General features: G+C 44.7%; 13 protein-coding genes and 3 pseudogenes. 10 read left to right on the forward strand and 6 right to left on the reverse strand.

Annotation, left to right across the window (positions count from 1 at the left end):
* Positions 1 to 138: 138 nt before the first annotated feature.
* Positions 139 to 641, forward strand: a pseudogene (locus MKX80_RS09525) (YjdF family protein).
* 153 nt (positions 642 to 794) lie between these two features.
* Here the strand turns inward: MKX80_RS09525 and MKX80_RS09530 are convergent.
* A complete protein-coding gene (locus MKX80_RS09530; protein ID WP_011197990.1) occupies positions 795 to 905 on the reverse strand; it encodes a YjcZ family sporulation protein in 111 nt (36 codons plus the stop codon).
* Positions 906 to 1,166: 261 nt separating this feature from the next.
* On the opposite strand from MKX80_RS09530, the gene MKX80_RS09535 reads away from it, so the two are divergent.
* The 7 genes and pseudogenes from MKX80_RS09535 to MKX80_RS09565 all read left to right on the forward strand — a co-directional run bounded on the left by MKX80_RS09535 (position 1,167) and on the right by MKX80_RS09565 (position 8,848).
* Positions 1,167 to 2,585 carry a flavin monoamine oxidase family protein gene (locus MKX80_RS09535; protein ID WP_268315759.1) on the forward strand — a complete coding sequence of 473 codons (1,419 nt, stop codon included), beginning with the start codon at positions 1,167 to 1,169 and terminating at the stop codon, positions 2,583 to 2,585.
* Between the two features lie 435 nt (positions 2,586 to 3,020).
* Entirely contained in the window at positions 3,021 to 3,698 is a 678-nt protein-coding gene (locus MKX80_RS09540) for a YoaK family protein (protein ID WP_339228411.1), read from the forward strand.
* 135 nt (positions 3,699 to 3,833) lie between these two features.
* Positions 3,834 to 5,303 (forward strand): potassium/proton antiporter, encoded by a 1,470-nt coding sequence (locus MKX80_RS09545; protein ID WP_154997914.1) that lies wholly within the window; start codon positions 3,834 to 3,836, stop codon positions 5,301 to 5,303.
* Positions 5,304 to 5,618: 315 nt separating this feature from the next.
* Positions 5,619 to 6,989, forward strand: a complete 1,371-nt coding sequence (locus tag MKX80_RS09550) for an MFS transporter (protein ID WP_261763603.1) — start codon at positions 5,619 to 5,621, stop codon at positions 6,987 to 6,989.
* Between the two features lie 142 nt (positions 6,990 to 7,131).
* Positions 7,132 to 7,963 (forward strand): annotated as a pseudogene (locus MKX80_RS09555) (alpha/beta hydrolase).
* Positions 7,964 to 8,300: 337 nt separating this feature from the next.
* Positions 8,301 to 8,447, forward strand: a pseudogene (locus MKX80_RS09560) (DUF418 domain-containing protein); the annotation flags it as partial.
* 89 nt (positions 8,448 to 8,536) lie between these two features.
* Complete coding sequence (locus tag MKX80_RS09565) at positions 8,537 to 8,848, forward strand: YbjQ family protein (protein WP_043928748.1); 312 nt, start codon at positions 8,537 to 8,539, stop codon at positions 8,846 to 8,848.
* A 48-nt stretch (positions 8,849 to 8,896) separates the two neighbouring features.
* Here the strand turns inward: MKX80_RS09565 and MKX80_RS09570 are convergent, their stop codons facing one another.
* Together MKX80_RS09570 and MKX80_RS09575 are read right to left on the reverse strand one after the other, a co-directional pair.
* Positions 8,897 to 9,547, reverse strand: a complete 651-nt coding sequence (locus MKX80_RS09570) for a TVP38/TMEM64 family protein (RefSeq protein ID WP_154997916.1) — start codon at positions 9,545 to 9,547, stop codon at positions 8,897 to 8,899.
* A gap of 33 nt (positions 9,548 to 9,580) precedes the next feature.
* Positions 9,581 to 10,597 (reverse strand): serine hydrolase domain-containing protein, encoded by a 1,017-nt coding sequence (locus MKX80_RS09575; RefSeq protein ID WP_154997917.1) that lies wholly within the window; start codon positions 10,595 to 10,597, stop codon positions 9,581 to 9,583.
* A gap of 455 nt (positions 10,598 to 11,052) precedes the next feature.
* Between MKX80_RS09575 and yjiC the strand changes: the two genes are divergently transcribed.
* Entirely contained in the window at positions 11,053 to 12,243 is a 1,191-nt protein-coding gene (gene yjiC / locus MKX80_RS09580; protein ID WP_268294104.1) for a UDP-glycosyltransferase YjiC, read from the forward strand.
* Between the two features lie 126 nt (positions 12,244 to 12,369).
* Positions 12,370 to 13,947, forward strand: coding sequence for an APC family permease (locus tag MKX80_RS09585; RefSeq protein WP_339228415.1), 1,578 nt, complete (start codon positions 12,370 to 12,372; stop codon positions 13,945 to 13,947).
* A 47-nt stretch (positions 13,948 to 13,994) separates the two neighbouring features.
* On the opposite strand, the gene MKX80_RS09590 is transcribed toward MKX80_RS09585, so the two are convergent.
* The 3 genes from MKX80_RS09590 to MKX80_RS09600 all read right to left on the reverse strand — a co-directional run bounded on the left by MKX80_RS09590 (position 13,995) and on the right by MKX80_RS09600 (position 15,857).
* Entirely contained in the window at positions 13,995 to 14,294 is a 300-nt protein-coding gene (locus MKX80_RS09590; protein ID WP_154997922.1) for a spore coat protein, read from the reverse strand.
* Complete coding sequence (locus MKX80_RS09595) at positions 14,291 to 14,491, reverse strand: hypothetical protein (RefSeq protein ID WP_154997924.1); 201 nt, start codon at positions 14,489 to 14,491, stop codon at positions 14,291 to 14,293. The genes MKX80_RS09590 and MKX80_RS09595 overlap by 4 nt, the downstream gene beginning before the upstream one ends.
* Before the next feature lie 106 nt (positions 14,492 to 14,597).
* Positions 14,598 to 15,857: a glycosyl hydrolase family 18 protein gene (locus tag MKX80_RS09600; RefSeq protein ID WP_268315713.1), complete on the reverse strand. Its 1,260-nt coding sequence runs from the start codon at positions 15,855 to 15,857 to the stop codon at positions 14,598 to 14,600.
* Positions 15,858 to 15,948 lie beyond the last annotated feature (91 nt).

The following is a 15,948-nucleotide window of genomic DNA, read 5'->3' on the forward strand; positions in this document are numbered from 1 at the left end:
GGGGAGGGTTTGCTTTATATTATTGTACTGAATATAAAAGAACTTTACCCCCTTTTCCTAAACTGGAAAAATTGATAAAATTTTTAGCGGAGAATGAAAAAACACGATTCGGTTGGTAGTCCGGATGCATGTTTGATCATGCCAGTAACCTTCCCCTCCTCGGGATGTCCTTCTCTGGAGTACATGTTGATGGAGGAGGGAATCGTTATGAAATTAACGGTTTACTATGATGGTCAGTTTTGGATAGAGTTGTGATTGAAGGTAAACTGAGAGCCGTCCGGCATTTGTTTGGCAACGAGCCGAAGGATTCCGAGGTATTACATTTTGTTCATCATCAGCTTTTACAAGCACTGTCACAAGCAGAACAGGAAGGAGTTAGGCTGGACGCCCGCCGCCCGCGGAAAATCAATCCCAAAAGGCTGCAGCGGCAAGTCTCTAAAGAATTGAAAAATGCCGGTGTATCTCACAAGGCGCAAGAAGCGATAAAACAAGAGCTGGAAGCAAGAAAACGAAAGAAACAGCGGCTGACAAAAGAGCAGCGGGAAAAGCTAAAAGAACAAAAGTATTTACTCAGAAAGCAAAAAGCGAAACAAAAGCATAGGGGAAATAGAGTTTCTTTGGAGCAAAGTGAGGCTCAATAGAGGCGCGTTTTCCTGTATTGCATTTAAAAAAAGGCTCTTATTAAAAAGAGCCTTTCATCATGGAGTCAATAACGATAAGCAGGAGGAGAACATGTAAAATAAGGAGAAGGTCATAGGTTATTGCTGACTTTTAAAACGGAACGATTTTAGAACTTAATAGCCTCCATAACCACCGCCGAACCAGCTGGCACCAATGATGATTAAGAGAATGAACAGAACAACAATCAAAGCAAAACCGCTTCCGTGTCCGTAACCTCCGCTCATGTGTTTCACCTCCCTAAAGAAACATAGTTTATTCTATGTAACTTTAAAAATTTGGTATAGGATATTGATTTACATTTTTAAAAATAGTTGAACCATTTGCCACTTCGCCCTCATGCGAGTCTTCGAGGAAGAGCCGAATATATGAGGCTTCGTGCAGAGAGGATGAAAATGGTGATTGGCGTCCTTTAAACGGAATATAATGCAATAAATCCACCGAAAAGGGCGCTGAATAAATTGAATTTTCAATTAACTGAGGAAGACATGCTTCATATTATTAGGAATGGTCTTCAAACGACACAGTACCCTAAACATATGATGATCGTTGGTGCCGGGCTGTCCGGGCTTGTCGCAGCGTCTTTATTAAAGAATGCCGGGCACAGAGTGACGATTGTGGAAGCAAATGACAGAGCGGGAGGGCGAGTTTTTACATCTCGTGCGCCCTTTAGCGAAGGGTTGTATTTCAATGCCGGGCCGATGCGCATCCCCGATATCCATACTTTAACGATGGAATACATTAAGAAATTTAATCTGCCTGTCAATGTGTTTATCAACCGAACCCCCATGGATATTCTTTACGTCAACAGCGTGAAAACCCGTCTTCATGAGTTTGAAAAAAATCCGGGCGTTTTAAGGTTCCCGGTTGTTCTCCATGAGCAGGGAAAAACGGCGGAACAGCTGATGCTTTCTGCTTTGCAGCCTATTCTCAATTTTATCAGCCAAGATCCGGCTAGAAATTGGCGTATTGTTGAAAACCAATACAGAAACGAATCGTTAGGCTCTTTTCTCAACACTCACTTTTCAAACGGCGCCATTGATATGATTGGTGTGCTTTTGGACATGGAAGCGTACATGGGATTGTCCCTTGTCGAAGTATTGCGGGAGTCGATCTTTTTTACATCGCCGACTCGCTTCTATGAGATTACAGGCGGCATGGACTTGTTGCCGCAAGCTTTTCTTCCGCAATTAAAGGGCGATATTTTATTCCGTCAAAAATTGATGAAAATGTCTCAAACTGAAAACAGTGTAACAGCCCATTGCATTCACCAACAGTCGGCAGAACATTCAACGGTGACAGGTGACTTCGCGATCGTAACAATTCCTTTTTCAGCATTGCGATTTGTGGCATTTGAGCCGTTCGCTTCCTTTTCCTATCATAAGCGGAGAGCGATTCGGGAGCTTAACTATATTGCCGCGACAAAAATAGGAATCGAATTTAAGAGCAGGTTTTGGGAAAGAGCCGGGCAGCGTGGCGGCAGATCCATTACCGACTTGCCGATTCGTTTTTCATACTACCCAAGCAGCGGCATAGGAGCACACGGGCATGCAGTCATTTTGGCGAGCTATACGTGGGCTGATGAAGCGCTGATATGGGACAGTCAGCCTGAAGAAGAGCGGATCCGCTATACGCTGAAAAATTTAGCGAAAATATATGGAGATATCGTGTATTCTGAGTTTGTATCAGGCGCTTCTTTCAGCTGGACGCAAAATCCTTTTTCAGCCGGGGCATTTACAGCTTTCGAACCAGGTCAGGAATTGGAGCTGTATCCTTATATTCCTATGCCTGAGGGAAGGGTGCATTTTGCCGGGGAACACGCTTCCCTTACTCACGGGTGGATGCAGGGAGCGATTGAATCGGGAATACGGGCGGCATATGGAGTGAATCAGGCTTCCCGCGTGTAACATGAACTTTGCAAGTATATGAATTTAATAGAAAGAACCGATTGTAAGGGATGGGGAAGAGCAGCTTTTAAAAAGCGGCTCGTTCGTTTCAGACGGATCTTTGCGATGGCTTGTTACAGGAGGTGAATTTTTTTTTACCTTCTCAACAATAGAAAATGTGTTCACATTTATTAAAAACAAGTTTTTAAGAACTTCATTTATAAAAAATTTTAATGCTTATGATACAATTGAATTGCAGATGTAACACGATGAGCAAAAAAGTGTTTTGCTGAGGTGAATGATCGGATTGCCCGCATTTTTCCGTTAAGAACCCTCCTTTTTCTAACAACAAAAAAGCCCCCAAAACGAGTTTTCCCTAAGGAAAGGCTCAGACATACCGGATGGAATGGCTTAACATTCCGCCGGGCAGAATAGCTAAGAAAGGATTGAATCACATTGAATGCTGCTCATGATCGAAACATCATGCTTTTGCTTCTCTGTTTGACAGCAGGTATTGTAGATGTGATTGGGTACTTAAGTATCGGTCACGTATTTACCGCTAATATGACCGGGAACATCGTACTGTTAGGATTATCAATCGGCAATTCTCTTCACGCGACCGCCATGTACTCGCTGATCGCATTGTTCGGATTTATCATCGGCGTGATTATTTCAGCAGCCATTGTCGGAAAACAGGAAAAATCGTTCTGGCCGTCAGGCGTCACGATTGCACTTGCTGTTGAAGCAGCCGTATTGCTTCTATTTGCTTGTCTGACTTTCTTTGAAAGTTCGCCACACCTTTTAATCTTGCTGTTAAGCATGGCGATGGGGCTTCAGACCACAGCAGCCAGAAAGCTCGGCATTGCAGGGATTTCCACTACTGTCCTAACGGGGACGCTCGCAAACTTTTTCGAAGATGTGACAAAACGATTCCTCAGCAAAAACGACCAAAAGGTCATCCATAAGGACGCATGGCTTCGGGCTTTGACGATTGTGCTCTATTGCCTGGGGGCAGTCATTGCCGCACTTGCTGAACCTGAGCATCCGTTTATTGTGATTTGGATTCCGATCGTTATCATTATCGGTATTATTGCGGTTGCAGGTACAAGGTTTCACGGGAAGAGTGAGGGATGACCGGATGAAGGACGGTTCCAGTTGCAGGCATTCGTGAACCATCAATTGTTACATATGTTTTATGAAGGTGCCAGTCCGGGTAAAAGGACGGGGAACAGCACCAGTATCGGTTAAGATTGGGAGGAGGATAAATGGTTGGAACACATTAATATGGAGCAGTTTATTTTATTAGCAGCCTTATTGCTGATTATCGGTGTACTGACAACAAAATTTTCGACTAGGCTCGGAGTGCCCGCCCTCGTATTGTTCTTAGTTGTCGGGATGATCATGGGGAGCGACGGTCTCGGAATTATTTATTTTAATAATCCCGAGCTAGCCCAGCTGATCGGAGTTATCGCACTCGTCGTCATTCTTTTTGAAGGCGGTCTGCAAACAAAGTGGTCTTCAATCAAAGCGGTCGCCGTTCCCTCATTGTCGCTCGCAACGATTGGCGTTTTGCTGACCACCTGTGTGGTTGCGGTTGCGGCCAAACTGATTTTTAATGTTTCTTGGATGGAAGGCTTTTTATTCGGAGCGATTGTCGGTTCTACAGATGCGGCCGCGATTTTCGCCGTTTTGAAAGGTCAGAATATTAGAGACAGATTGAGCTCCACGCTAGAAGCAGAGTCGGGTACAAATGATCCGATGGCGATGTTTTTGACTTTGTCGCTCATCCAGCTGCTGACAGCTGACCATTCATCTTATGTCATGCTTGTTATTTCATTTTTCTGGCAGATGGGAATCGGGCTTTTGCTCGGATATTTACTCGGACGGTTCGCCAGCTTTGCTATCAATAAAATCAACTTGGATTCGAGCGGACTTTATCCGATCTTTGCTCTTGCTTTTGCGCTTCTTACCTACAGTCTTACAGATGTCATTGGAGCGAGCGGCTTGCTTGCCGTTTACATTGCCGCGCTTGTCATCGGAAATCAAGATTTGACATACCGCCATTCTATTTTCAGATTTAATGAGGGCTTTGCCTGGATGATGCAGATTTTGATGTTTATCATTCTCGGATTATTGGTTTTTCCTGCCCAATTTTTATCCTTCGACATCATTTTCAAAGGCTTCCTGCTTTCCCTGATTTTAATTTTTATCGCTCGGCCGGTTGCCGTTTTTCTGTCGACCATCAAAATGGGCTTTCATTTTAGTGAAAAAATCTTCTTGTCATGGGCCGGATTAAAAGGGGCAGTTCCGATCGTTCTCGCAACATTTCCTATGACGATGGGGCTTGAAAACAGCCAATTGGTCTTTAATGTCGTATTCTTCGTCGTTTTGACATCGGCTTTGATCCAAGGGTCAACCATATCGGTCGTCGCAGAAAAATTGAAATTGAACGGACCGCAGAAAGTCGAAGCGCCGCATTCGCTGGAGCTTGTTTCCATCGGCAAGGCGAACGCCGAAATTATCGAATTTGAAGTCGATGACCAAACAGCCATTACCGGGCAGGCGCTGAAAGACATCAGTTTTCCGAAAGATGCCCTGATCAATGCGATCATCCGAAACGGGGATTTGGTCACGCCGCACGGTGAAACGAAAATTAAATCAGGCGATATTTTGTATATCCTCGTATCGAAAAAACAAAAGAAGGAACTGAAAAAATATTTAAACAGGGAGTTTGACTAAGCTGTCGGAAAAGCACAGTACAAGGCAGGCTTGCTCAGTATGTCACGAATAAAGGTCAATGAAGGGTACTGCACCGGTATTCTTCATTGGCCTTTTTTTGCAATGTGGAAGTTCAGTCATACGAAAGGTGAGTTCCATACATTGGTAACTTTGTTGATCAATTGTTCATATCCATTTATAATTTAAAAATCAAATATGAGGAGGCGCATGAATGATGAAGTGCAAAAAAATAAATGGGTTAACATTTGAGGGGAAAGCGCATCATTAACCCTATAAACTGCGTGATTCCCCTATAATTTTGGGGGTATCATTCAATTGAAAAACAGTAAAACACAGTCCTTTCAGCATCAAAAGAAGGCATTTTGGTGGCTTAGCTTTGTCGCTTTCTTCAGTGTGATGAACGAAACCGTATTTAATGTTGCATTGCCGGATATAAAAAATCAATTTGGCTTGTCGCCTGCCGCGACAAATTGGGTAAATACGAGTTTCATCATTTCCTTTGCTGCCGGCTCAGTTGTTTACAGCAGGCTTTCTGATATGTACGGCGTCAGAAAGCTGTTTGTGACCGGACTAATCATCTATGGCGGAGGCTCATTAATCGGTCTGTTGGTTCAAGCTTATTTTCCAGCCGTAATTCTTGCGCGCTTTGTTCAAGGAGCCGGGGCATCCGCTGTACCCGCGCTTATCCTGGTCATCATCACGCGCTATGTCCGTCCGGAGGGTCGGGGCAAAGCGTTCGGCATTGTCGGATCACTAGTGGCAATGGGTGAGGGAATAGGTCCGGCCATTGGCGGAATGATTGTACATCATATTCATTGGTCGTTTCTTTTCCTTCTGCCGATGGCAGCGCTGATGTCGGTTCCTTTCTTCCTCAGAAATATGCCTGATGAAGCCGCTGCAAAAGCGAGCCTGGATATCATTGGGATCGGACTGCTGACATTCGGCATTGTGATGTTCGCAGCATATATATCGCTGTATCATGTCTTTTATTTAGCAGCGGGCATTTTTTGCTTGTTTGGAGCTGCAGTTCATACCCGATATGCAGAACATCCTTTTATTGACCGGTCTTTAATGAAGAATCGCAGATATATCGGCGTCGTTTTGGCAGGATGTATCGTATTGGGAAGCATTGCGGGAATCGTCTCTGTCGTTCCATATATGATGAGAGTCTTGTTTAGCTTAAATGCCGATATTATCGGGAGCGGCATTATACTTCCGGGCACTGTAGGCATTATCTTTTTCGGCGTTGCGGGGGGAGCCCTTACAGATCGCTTCGGCAGCCGGTTTGTTTTTACTCTTGGATGGTTATTGATCTTGGCAACCATGGCAGCCGCCTCACAGCTCGGTGACCGGACACCATGGTTGATGACGATTATGCTCGTGTTTATATTTGGCGGTCTTTCATTTGTAAAAACGGCGATTTCCAACAGTACCGCAGAAAGCTTGGAAGAAGAGGCAGCAGGCGCTGGAATGGGGATGCTGAACTTTGCCTGTTTTTTATCTGAAGGAATAGGCGTCGCATTTGCAGGAGGCTTGATGGCAGTGCACGGGTTTGGCTATTCTGCGCTTCCGGCAATGAACGATGCTTGGAGTGCTGTATTCAGCCGCTCGTTTGCCATATTCACAGTCTTTGTATTGGCTGGCGGATTGCTATATTTATTGACTTGCAAACGCAAAAAATCTTAACATATTCGAATGGTTGGGCGGGAAAGCCCAGCCGTTTTTTATGTTGACTGGATTTTCTGAAACATAATGAAAAGAAAACCGTATTTGATGTAAAGCTTCCTGAGGGGATGAAAATGATGAAAAGAAGCTTCGGCACTTTGAAATTGACGGACTGACAATTGAATATTCGCGAGTAGGTGAAAGGAAGGCGATTCTTGTGATGCACGGAGGTCATTCGAATGGCCGCGAGGAATTTGGGTATCAAGATCTTTATGAGAGCCGATTCTCTATCATCACGCCTTCCCGTGCAGGGTATGGCCGGACATCGAATCGGGGACAGTTTGGAAATTGCCTGCTATTACTATATGAAACTGCTTGATCATTTAAATATCGAGAAAGTTCATGTGGTTGCGGTGTCAGCCGGCGGGCCAAGCGGAATATGTTTTGCATCCAAATACTCGGAAAGAGTAGAATCCTTAATTTTGCAAAGCGCTGTCACAAAGCAGTGGCTGACAGCGAAGGATATTGAATATAAAGTTGGTCAGATCATCTTTCGGCCGCCTGTTGAAAAGGCCGTATGGAAGCTGATATCGGCGCTTAACAATCGATTTCCGGAATGGATCTTTAAGAAAATGCTATCCTCCTTTACTACACTTCCTGCTGATCAGGCGATGCTGAAAGTCACGGAGGGAGATATTGAAGAAATGAGAAAAATGAACAACAGACAGCGTTCAAGTCGAGGGTTCTTGCTTGATTTAAAAAATATAGACGATTTATCTTTCCATCATTTGAAGGAGATTTCTTGTCAGGTATTAATTATGCATTGCCGATATGATCGTCTTGTTCCAGCCGAGCATGCTTATCATGCAAAAAAACTGATCCCTTTTTCAGAAGTCTATCAGGCAGACAGCTGGGGTCATCTCATTTGGCTGGGAACAGAGGGTAAATCTGTCTCGCAGAAGGTCATCAGCTTTTTAAAAACCACATCATCTTGATCATAAGATGAATAAAATTTTTAGATCGCAGCCCACCTGCAAATGATGTAGTGCAATTTTTTAATCAAGAGCAGAACGATCTTCCCGAACAGAACTGATGAATGTCGTACAAGACTTGCAAATAAGATGAATGAGAAATCCTCCCTGGCCGGCTTTCGGAGCACAAGGGAAACTTATGTATAAGAATCTATGCAGATAGAGGGGGACAGGTACGGGATGAATTATCGATTACCGTTGACTCCGATTTCCCGGGGGGAGAGAGTTGGTAAACTTGATATCATCCGCGGGTCTGCTTTGCTTGGCTTGGCATACTTTTAGCCCATAGGGAAGTCGTCCTTGGCTGAGGATATTTCAATTTGGGCCTGCTGAATGGATATGGCGCAGTTTGACTTACAGCAAGCGGCAGCCTCTTCCTAAACTCGTGATCGAAACGGCGCGGCTGTGCAGCATGGTGAAACTTTACATAAAAAACTTAACATTTTAAAAATCCAGCCGATATGATGGATAAATAACTGCACGCTTCCGGCAGATGTGTTATGGTAGCTAGTAAGTTTAGGAAAAGGGAGGATATTAATGATCATCGTCACAACAGATACAATCGCAAATCAAAACATTGTCGAAGTCAAAGGGCTTGTCACCAGCAGTATCGTTCAGTCGCGGAATATCGGAAAAGATATTCTGTCAGGATTGAAGTCAGTCATTGGCGGAGAATTAAAAAATTACACCCAAATGCTTGAGGATTCGAAAAAAGCTGTGAGGGAACGGCTCGTGAATCAAGCTGAAGAGCTCGGAGCAAACGCGATCGTCGGTGTAAAGTTCGAACTATCTGCAGGCCAGGGAACATCTGAACTAATCGGGTATGGTACGGCTGTTGTAATCGGCTGACTTTCAATCGAAAACGAAGGCGGCGGTTATCGTTGCCGCCTCAGCGGGTCAAGAAGGTTTCCCTGTCTGTTTCGTCTCTTTATGTTTTTGAGTCAGATGGGGATACTTTCTGTATATGACAAGCGCTATGATCGCCATGTATAAGCCGTAGACACCGATGGAGATCAGCTTGTTTTCGCTGAAATTGGCACCTGCGATAGAGACGACGAGAACGTTAGGGACTTTTCCAAGCGTTGAAGCCGCAAAAAAGACAGCCCATTTCACTTTGCTTAAACCGCAGACAATATTCATGACAACGGCGGGGATAACAGGGATCAATCTGCCCAGGAGTACGGCTGTAAAAGCATTTTGGTTAAAATACGCTTCATATTCGCTCATTTTCGGGTATTTCGTTAAGTGTTTGCGAGCCAAGTCTCTGAATCCGTAACGCGAGAGGAAGAACAAGAGCATGGTGCCGAGCATTGACCCTGTCAGCGTGATCAGCACGCCGTTTGCGATTCCGAACAAGGCGCCGTTTAATCCGGCAATGAGCGCAAACGGGACAATCGGGAAAAATACACACGCCGCCACAAGCAGCATGCTGAATAACACCGAATAAACGCCTCCGTCTCTGATGACGTCTAGCCAGGAATCTTTGCAGATGAATCCGATTGCGATGATACTCGCCATGATGATGATTGTGAATAGTTTTCTGATCATGCCGCTCCCGCTGCCTTTCTTTGTTTTTAGCTTCTACATTTGCAATAAAGCTTGTTCTAAGTTTGCCAAAATCTCGTCTGTTTTTGACAGATTGCAATTGCTGAGCATAATAAGCACTTTTTTCTCGTCCATGTACCGGTTAATCGAGCTGATAAAACCGTGAATTTCTCCATCATGCCATATTTTATACTTATTTTGATGATTAATAAACCATCCGTATCCGATTGAATTGTTTTGAATGAGCGCCGGAGAAGGGCCTTCGGCTGCAAAAGCCGGCTTTTTGACACGGCTGTAAAGGGCTTCTTTCAAAGCGTCTTTTTTGACAAGCTTCTCAGTGTAAAGCGCCCTGTCCCATAAGTACAAGTCTTCAACGGTTGAATACAGCCCGCTTTCCCCGTAGCCGTATACAATAGGCGCTTTGATCATTTCACGATTCAGGCATAAATATCCGACTGTAGGCGAAATATCTTCCGGAGAGGAGAAGAAACCGGAGTTTTTCATGCCTAAAGGGTCAAAGATCAATTCTTGAATGACGTCTCCATAAGCTTCATTTGTGATTGTTTCAATGATTTTTGTAAGCAGTATGTATCCTGAATTGCTGTAATTAAACCTTTGTCCCGGGCGAAATTCGAGCGGCTTGTCGATAAAACGGCCGATAAATTGGTCTAACGGTGCGCGCTCCAGCTCAATATCGAGCAATTCTTCCTCTAGAAAATCAGGAATTCCGGACGTATGGCTTAATAAATGTTTGATGGTAATGCTGTCTCCGTTCGGATAGCCTTCTAAATAGTTTTGTACGGGATCATCTGTACGAAGCAGCCCCTTTTCTTGCAGCTGCATGACCGCTATGGCTGTGAATTGCTTTGTCAGCGAAGCAATTTGGTAGCGTGTAGACGGTTCATTCTTCACCTTGTCCTTACAATTAGCATAACCGTATCCTTTCGATAACAGAATACCGTTTGAGTCTGCCAGCAAAATGCTGCCGTGAAAATGATTGTTGGATGCTTGTTCCATTAAATAATCATCAAGATGTTCCGCTGTATATACCAATTACAACAGTCCTTTCATATCTAATTATGATAAGAAGAAAACAATAAACGATAGTTTTGAAAGGAAATGAAGCAGGAAGCGCGACCAAAATAACATTATAAAAATTTTTTTGTATTTACCATCATTTACAGAATAATTTAAACTAAATTTAAAATAAGGCAATTTCATGACATCCGTTAAAACGAGTGCTGTTTTGACGGATGTTTTTTGTTATAAAACGATTGAAATATAAGTCGGCAGTAACGAAAAGGGGAATAAAGTCGAGTGCGGCCTTAAAATAAGGGCTAAAGTTCTGTGTTTTTTTGCAAGAAAAAGGACTATATTAGTATTTTTTAATTTTAATTTAATTTTGAAGGGTTTTTCCTTTATTATCTATAATATGTTGTTTAACATAGTGAAAGAGATTTTAAATCATCGGTGCTGTCATGAAGCGAAACATAACGGGAGGTAAAAAAATGGGACAAAAACATATCGCGATTTTTAATATTCCGGCTCACGGGCATATTAATCCGACGCTTGCTTTAACGGCAAGCCTTGTCAAACGCGGTTATCGGGTAACATATCCGGTGACGGATGAGTTTGTGAAAGCTGTTGAGGAAACTGGGGCAGAGCCGCTCAACTACCGCTCAACTTTAAATATCGATCCGCAGCAAATTCGGGAGCTGATGAAAAACAAAAAAGATATGTCGCAGGCTCCGCTGATGTTTATCAAAGAAATGGAGGAGGTTCTTCCTCAGCTTGAAGCGCTTTATGAGAATGACAAGCCTGACCTCATCCTTTTTGACTTTATGGCTATGGCAGGAAAGATGCTGGCTGAGAAGTTTGGAATAGAGGCGGTTCGTCTTTGTTCTACATATGCACAGAACGAACATTTTACATTCAAATCAATGTCTGAAGAGTTTAAGATCGAGCTTACGCCTGAGCAAGAAGCCGCTTTGAAAAATGCGAATCTTCCGTCATTTGATTTTGAGGAGATGTTCGAACCAGCAAAATTGAACATTGTCTTTATGCCTCGCGCTTTTCAGCCTTACGGCGAAACGTTTGATGAACGGTTCTCTTTTGTCGGTCCTTCTTTAGCCAAACGCAAGTTTCAAGAAAAAGACACGCCGATGATTTCGGACAGCGGCCGTCCTGTCATGCTGATATCTTTAGGGACGGCGTTCAATGCCTGGCCGGAATTTTATCATATGTGCATAGAGGCATTCAGGGACACGAAGTGGCAGGTGATCATGTCTGTTGGCACGACAATCGATCCTGAAAGCTTTGACGACATACCTGATAACTTTTCAATTCATCAACGGGTTCCCCAACTGGAGATCCTGAAGAAAGCGAAGCTTTTCATCACCCATGGGGGTATGAACAGTACGATGGAAGGATTGAATGCCGGTGTACCGCTTGTTGCCGTCCCGCAAATGACTGAACAGGAAATCACTGCCCGCCGCGTCGAGGAGCTCGGGCTTGGAAAACATTTGCAGCCGGAGGATACAACAGTTGCTTCATTGCGGGAAGCCGTCTCTCAGACGGACGGTGACCCGGATGTCCTGAAGCGCGTACAGGACATGCAAAAGCACATTAAACAAGCAGGAGGGGCCGAGAAAGCCGCAGATGAAATTGAGGCATTTTTAGCACCGGCAGGAGTGAAATAATCATTTGAAGGAACCCGGGAGATCCCCGGGTTTTTTGTTGCAGCCGAAAGGAAGCGGGAAAAGTATACAGAGGCGCTTTTTGAACATACTACCTTCTATTAAATGTGTAAAAAAGGAGGAAGTGATTTGTCAAATCAGGGCAATTTCAAAAAAACGATCTCTCTGCTTGACCTGATTTTGATCGGCATGGGTGCGATATTCGGATCGGCTTGGCTGTTTGCCGTCAGCAATGTCGCTTCAAAAGCCGGGCCCGCAGGAAGCTTTTCGTGGATTATCGGCGGCGTCATTATCCTTTTAATCGGCCTCGTTTATGCTGAGCTGGGAGCTGCTTTGCCGCGGACGGGCGGGATTATCCGCTATCCGGTGTATACCCACGGACACCTTGTTGGATACTTGATTTCATTTATCACGATCGTTGCCTATACAAGTCTGATTTCAATCGAAGTGACGGCTGTCAGGCAATACGTAGCTTATTGGTTTCCCGGTTTGACGATAAAAGGTACTGAATCGCCGACGATTATCGGCTGGCTTTTGCAGTTTGCGCTGCTTTGTTTGTTCTTTTTACTGAATTATTGGAGTGTCAAAGCGTTTGCGAAATCAAATTTAATCATTTCGGTTTTTAAGTATGTTGTTCCTTTGACGATCATCGTCGTGTTGATATTCCATTTTAAATCGGCCAACTTCGCGGGAGAGTTTGCGCCGTTTGGCTTTGGCGGGGTTCAGGCATCCATTTCGACAGGCGGGGTGATGTTCGCATACCTCGGGCTTCATCCGATCGTTTCCGTCGCCGGCGAAGTGAAAAATCCGCAGCGGAACATCCCGGTCACTCTACTGATTTGCATCATTGTTTCGGCTTGCGTTTATACGATACTGCAAGTGGTGTTTATCGGAGCTATCCCGACTGATATGCTGAATGACGGCTGGAAAGCAATCGGCAAGGAATTTTCTCTTCCGTTTAAAGACATCGCGGTGCTTCTCGGGATGGGCTGGCTTGCCACTCTTGTCGTCCTGGATGCGATCTTATCACCCGGCGGAAACGGCAATATTTTTATGAATACGACGTCGCGCTTGGTTTATGCATGGGCGCGGAACGGCACGTTGTTCAAAGTGTTTGCCAAGGTGAATAAACCGACGGGAATTCCGCGTCCGTCTTTGTGGCTGTCGTTTGCGCTCGCCGTTTTTTGGACGCTTCCGTTTCCGTCTTGGGACGCGCTCGTCAATGTTTGCTCTGTTGCTCTGATTCTTTCCTATGCGATTGCTCCGGTTTCAGCCGCAGCGCTGAATGTAAATGCCAAGCAGCTCAACAAGCCTCTGCAGATCAAGGGGATGGCTGTCATTGCCCCTGTCTCCTTCGTATTTGCGTCGTATATCGTCTATTGGTCAGGCTGGAACACCGTGTCATGGCTGCTCGGATCACAGCTTGTGATGTTTGCCGTTTATTGCGCGTGTAAAAAATACGTTCCCCAAGACGATGTTCCGTTTGCACAGCAGCTTAAATCAAGCTGGTGGATCGTCGGGTATTATGTCATGCTCCTGATTTTGTCGTATCTGGGCTCATTCGGTAACGGCCTGGGCCTATTGAGAACGCCGGTCGATTTAATCTTGATCGCGGCAGGATCGATTGCGGTATTTTACTGGGCGAAATATACGGCACTGCCAAAGGCAGTCATTGACTATGATGAGAAAAAAGAAGAAACCGTTTAAATAAGAATACCCCGCTGTATGGACTGCGGGGTATTTATGCGTTTTCATTACAGTTGCGGAAGATCTTTAGCCGTTTCAGCAGCTTTGGTATCAACCTGAATTTGTTCAGATAAATTGGCAGGATGGTAATAACCTTTTGACATCATATAGTTTGCGATCTGTTCATGAGTGTCAATCGCGTCGTTTAAATACTGCTTAAGCGTTTCGCGCACTTCTGGAGAAGATGTTTCCGTGATAGCTGTGGCAATGTTTTTGACACCGGTTTTCGCCGAGATTAAAAAGTCGGTGGCAATCACTTGTTCAGTCATCGCGCCCATTCCTGTCATGTTTTGGATGAATTCATTCATATGTTTTCACCTCTCATTGACAGCAGACCTTGCAAATGTTCGATCTGATGCTTTGTTTGAGACGCATCCCGTTCCAAGATGTCGCGAAGCTCTTGATCCTGCACCATTCCCGTCATTGTTGATGACTTAGTCAGGCAAAGGTTTTTAAACATTAACAGCTCATGAAGCTCTAAAGTTTCGTGAATCGCATTGTTCAATTGTAAACATTCCCTTTCAAATTTGTTATTGTGCGAAGGACACATCATTAGTATCAAGGTTTGTTAGCGGGATTATTCTGCTTTCTATTTTACAATAAATTACATATTAGACTTTTCGGACGCGAAAGAATTTGGTCAAGAGCCATGTTCCTTGCGGAAAACTGAGTGTGAGCTGCCATACTCCGCCGCCGCCAAGTCCGTATTCGATGATCAGCTGCAGTTTTTTTCCGATGCTGCGTGCGTCTTCAAACCATACGACGTGCCTTCTGCCTTGTTCATCGGTGTATTTGAGAAAAGGGGACTCAGATCTTGTATCATATTGAATCGGTACCTGGTGCTTCATGGCGAGCTGAACGGCGTCTTGGTTGGCGATTCCCGGGTACACGGCACCGGGCTGATAGGGCAGCGTCCAGTTATAGCCGTAAAGCGGAAAGCCGAGAATGATTTTTTCTTTTGGGATATGGCGCAGGGCAAATTGAATCGTTTGCCGGACTTCATTGATCGGAGCAACAGGGCCCGGCTCGCTTGTTCCGTGGTGCCAGTCGTATGCCATGATAAAGATAAGGTCGCTCACTGCACCGATTCCGCCATAGTCATACCCTTTCAGCCAGGCGATATTTTCATTTGTTTTCGGCGGAACGGCAACCGTCAGCACATAACCGGACGGCTTCAGCCGCTCTTTCAACAGGCGGAGAAAACCTGAAAATAAATCTCTGTCTTCCTCCAAAATCTGTTCGAAATCAATATTGACACCTGCATATCCTTTTCTGGAAATCGTCTGGACAATATTATCGATGAGGCGATTTCTTACGGCAGACTGATTTAAAACGCGGTGTGCAAGAGACGGACTGAAGCCTGATTCTGTTAGATTGGTGACTGTCATGAGGGGAGGAACGCGCCGCCTCCAGGCCGTTTGTACGGCCGGCGAATCATTCAGCTCGCTTAACGATCCGTCGCTTGAAATGTGGTATTCAAAAAATGCCAGATACGTGGCGTATGGGGCAAAATTATGAATCAATTCCTGGTCTAACCGGGGATTTCTCAATGTGTAATATCCTAAAGCAGTGATCGGCTTTTTCGGCAATTCTGGAATTGTCATTTTCATCCCCGGCCTCATATTGGCAGGCGTTACAGACGGATTTGCTATTTGCAATGCTTCGGCGGAGACAAACGTCCGGCGGGCGATCAAGTCATAACTGTCTCCCGGCTGAACGGTATATGTATAAAGCGGTAATAAAAGAGCCTGTCCGGGGACAATGTTTGTTTCGATCAACCCATTTGTCAATCGGATCTGGTCAATTGAAATCCCGAACCTGGCGCCGATGACAAATAATGAATCTCCCGGCTGAACGGTATAAATAAACAACTGGCACACTTCCTTTTGTTCCTCTGTATGTGACAGGGGGTTTTATGCTATATCTATGACCGGTACAGAAGGATCATGCGCCGATTTTCTC

The sequence above is a fragment of the Bacillus sp. FSL K6-0972 genome (assembly GCF_037976035.1).
Classification (GTDB): domain Bacteria; phylum Bacillota; class Bacilli; order Bacillales; family Bacillaceae; genus Bacillus; species Bacillus haynesii.